Raw genomic sequence first — 3,814 nt, 5'->3', positions numbered from 1 at the left:
TATCCCTTCGTACTCCGACAGCAAGTCCCGCAGCAGCCCCTCGTCCCGCTCGTACTTCGCAAATCGTCTCTCATGCGCAAAAATGTGGAAGGGGATGAGAAACAGCAGTCCCTTGGAGAATATCTCCTCCGGCGTGTACCGCTGGGCCTTCATCGCCGGGATATCGTAGGCCGCAGACCTTCCGCCGGGCAGCTCGATGCGGACCGTCAGCACGTCCGGCGTGGTCGCGCGGCACCGAAGGTACAGGATCGCTGACGCAGGAAAACGAACCGTCAACACGCCACCCTCGACCTCGCCCGCATCCAGCGCGATCTGCGCGTCGTACTCGAACATCCGGACCAACATCGTGTCGTCCGACGTGCTCTGGCACTCGATGTGGTACTTCTTCAGCGACTTGCCCCGTATCCCGAAACACGAGTCCGTGATGCGCTCACGTTCCTTGCCGTCCTGACCGTTGATAAAGTGCTGGTTCGGGTAGAGCTCCACCGCCTCGTCCCCGGAGTACGACTCGTGAAATATCTCATTCACCAATGGGATAATGAGGCTCGAACAATCGTTCAGAAGCGTTCGGAACACGTCGTCGTAGGGCGTGTTGACCAACATCCGCACCATCCCCCCCATCCCTTCAGCTCCTGGCCTCATTATAACAAACCGGCCCTCGCCCTCAAAACCGGCCAAAAGGGGGAGATACTTGTCGCGCGCCCTGTTCGCCTTGCTTCCCTGAAAGGGGAGGTGGTCCGGAGGCGACGGAGGGGTTATCCCCTCCGCCGCAGCGCGACGGGAACAGCCGTCATCAGCAGCCAGCCCCACAAAAGCCCTGCATCGCACCCTCCTCCGGACCCCTTGGACCCGTTGCCAGGCTCCGGCTTCGGTTTTGGAGACGAGGCGTTCGGCTCCTCAACGGACAATAGCAGCGCCGGGTCCACGATACGCCCGTTTGCACGGCCGTCCAGGTCGTACTTCCCCCCGTCCTCGATGAACAGCGTCAGCACGTACCGGCCACGGCCGCTCAGGTCCCCGACGATCCGGCCGCTCCCGTCCAGCACCGTGAACCGCCCGTCACCGAACTCCGAGACCGAACCCGCGTACTTCAACAGTGCCCCTTCCTCCGGGCCCAACACCTTCAACACCTTTACCCCGGACGCCTCCTCGGCCATCAGCACGGAGCCCGTCACCTCGAGGCCCACCGCCGCAACACTCGCTCCCGACGGCAGCGTCGCCATCAGGACCGGCAGAGACTTCGCCTCGTCGATGAAGCCGTCGGAGCTCACGGCCTTCTCCGCAACCTCCCAGCCCACGTCCGCGTTCAGCTTCACCTGCCCCGTCTTTCGATCGACGATCAGGTCGCCCCTCTCCAGCCCGGAGTCCGCAAGCATCTTAGCCGCCAGGGCCAATGATTCAGACGGGGTTTTTCCGAAGGCAAGCTCAGGCTTCACCGCAATGATTTTCCCGTCCGTCCCCTCGGGCAGCTGCGGGGCGACGCCATGCTCCGGAACCTTGGGCGGCTCCACATCAGGACTCACCGGTGGCTTTATATCCGGGCTCACGTCAGGACTGGTCGGTCCAGACAGGGCAGTGTTCTTCGCCAACACCAGAGAGGCGGCAACCCTGCGCTCCGCCGGGGTCAGGTCGACCCGACCTCCATCACGGACGTACACCACCAAACCGTATTTCTTATCCGGGACGAACGGCTCGTTCCCGGGCATCGCCGTGCCATCCTCGTGCTGCACCGCAAAGTGCCCGTCCAGGTAATCCCTCGGGGTCTCCGCGTAACGGAAAATCTCCCCCGTCCCCTTGGTACGCGCCTCGAACAGCGTGACGTCCTTCGGCGCAACGGCGCGGAAGCGCTTGCCCTCAACCAGGAAACCCACCGCCGCCAGCGTGCGCGCCTTCGACACCTCCAGCGCGATCAGCGGTAAGGGCGAGGCCCCACTCAACTTGATCCCCTCCGCCTTCCCCAGCTCCTCCATGACCGTCTCCAGCCGGGACCGGCTCGGGTACAGCAGGCCGTCGCCACCAAGGCGGAAGTCTTCAGGGGCCGCGCCTATTTCTGACAACAGCTCCACAGCCGAACCGGACCTCACCCCAAAGGGACGCTTCCCCTCCGCCCCGCCCGGAAGTATCGCCCCAATCGGGACGAACCCCGGCACGTTCGGCTCTGCGCCCAGCGCCTCACCCCACACCGTGACCGTTGCGGACAGGCCGCCGGCCGCCTGGACCGTGACGCCGTAAGAAGCGCCGTCCTTATACTGCTTCTTCAACGTCACCGTGGCCGCACCGCCCCCGTGGTCCTCCAGGAGGAGGTCGTCAACGGCCCCCTGACCCTCGGCCTTCGCCACGGTCCAGGTCAACACCTCGGGCTTCGCGTCAGAGGGGACGATCGTCGCCGTCAACGCAACGCTCTCGCCCTCCTTCAACGCTCGGCCGGGTCCGCCCAGGGCGATCCCCGCCGCCGGCGGAAGGGCGTTCACCACCTTCAACACCGCGCCGGGCGTCAGCGCTGCGTCGTCGCTGGCCGCCGGGACGCCCAGCACGCCCGTCACCGCAAGGGACACGCGGTGCAGTCCCTCGGAGGCGGCCTTCACCTCGATCTCCGGCCCATCGGTCCCGGAGAGGACCGTCAGGCCGGGGGCAGCGGTCCACCTGTACTTCAAGCCCGAAAGGTCCCCCGTGGAGGGGTAGGGACGGGCACGAATCTTCCGCGTCTCCCCGACGAGCATCGTGCGCACGTCGGCCGCATCCAGTACCACCGAGGCCACGGGAAGCTGAGCCGGGTCCGTGATTTTCCCCGGCGCTCCTGGCGAGGTCCCCCACCCCTCGCTGGGCTGGGTCTCCTTCACCTTCAGCCAGTAGCAGTCGATCCAACCGTAGCCGTAAGCCCCAACGATCCCCCCGGTATAGGCCGGCTGGGCCTTCACGGAGTCGCAGACCGAAACGCAATACCTGAATATCTCCGGCATGGGGCTGAATCCTCCGACAACGCCCCCTGCGTCCATCTCGCTCTCTACCTCGGAACAGAGCGCGGTACAGTTCTCCAGCGCCCCCTTGTTCCAATAGGAAAACCCTAGGATGCCGCCGGCATAGGGAAAACCACCGGCTTCGACAGCCTTGGCCGTACCGAAGGTGACGCAGTTACGGATCATGCCGCCACCGTTAAGAGAGGCGATCCCACCAACATAAGAGTTGGCGGGGCTGGAACCCCGAAGGTCGAAGGACGTCGTGCAGTTCAGGACGTTGCCATCCACCCAGCTCGTGATCCCAGCCGCGCCGTTGGATTTTTTGTTGGTAATGGACCCCATGGCGACAACATTCTTTACCGTAGCCGCCGGGTCGATATAGCCGAACAATGCTGCCGTATGACTGATCAAGTGTTTTCCCGTAGAGATTGTGATGCCTGTAATGGAGTGCCCACCGCCGTCAAAAGTACCTGCTAACCCCGCCAGATCGCCGTAAGCTCGCATCCAGCCGATGGGGGACCACTCCTTTCCCGCCATGGTAATGTCCCGCGTCAGGAGGACGTATTTGTCCTTGAAATCGTTGCCCTCCGAGACCAGCTTGGCCAGCCCGGCCAGATGCTCCGCCGTCTCGATGAGATAGGGGTCGGCCTCCGTCCCGGCATGTTGTTGATTGAACCAGGACGTATCGGCCGCGTCGGACCACAATTCCGCGCCCAAGGCCCCAGGCGGTGCACCCAGAAGCGCCGCTACAAGGACTACGATACCAACGACACCCTGCATCCGTTTGCGCATGGTTCCACGCTCCTTTCAATTTTCTTGCCTCTACTGAGTTGCCTCCCCTGGAAGGGGAGGTGTCG

The 3,814-nt window shown here is 63.9% G+C and carries 1 protein-coding gene and 1 pseudogene; both read right to left on the bottom strand.

All coding sequences use genetic code 11. The features are described from left to right. Positions 1 to 621, bottom strand: a pseudogene (locus ACO41U_RS10015) (hypothetical protein); the annotation flags it as partial. Positions 622 to 755: 134 nt separating this feature from the next. Then, positions 756 to 3,749: an Ig-like domain-containing protein gene (locus tag ACO41U_RS10010; protein ID WP_485943646.1), complete on the bottom strand. Its 2,994-nt coding sequence runs from the start codon at positions 3,747 to 3,749 to the stop codon at positions 756 to 758. Positions 3,750 to 3,814 lie beyond the last annotated feature (65 nt).

It is taken from the genome of Fretibacterium sp. (genome assembly GCF_057312375.1).
Note: the sequence above shows the minus strand (reverse complement) of the source record. Positions and strands in the feature narration are given on the sequence as shown.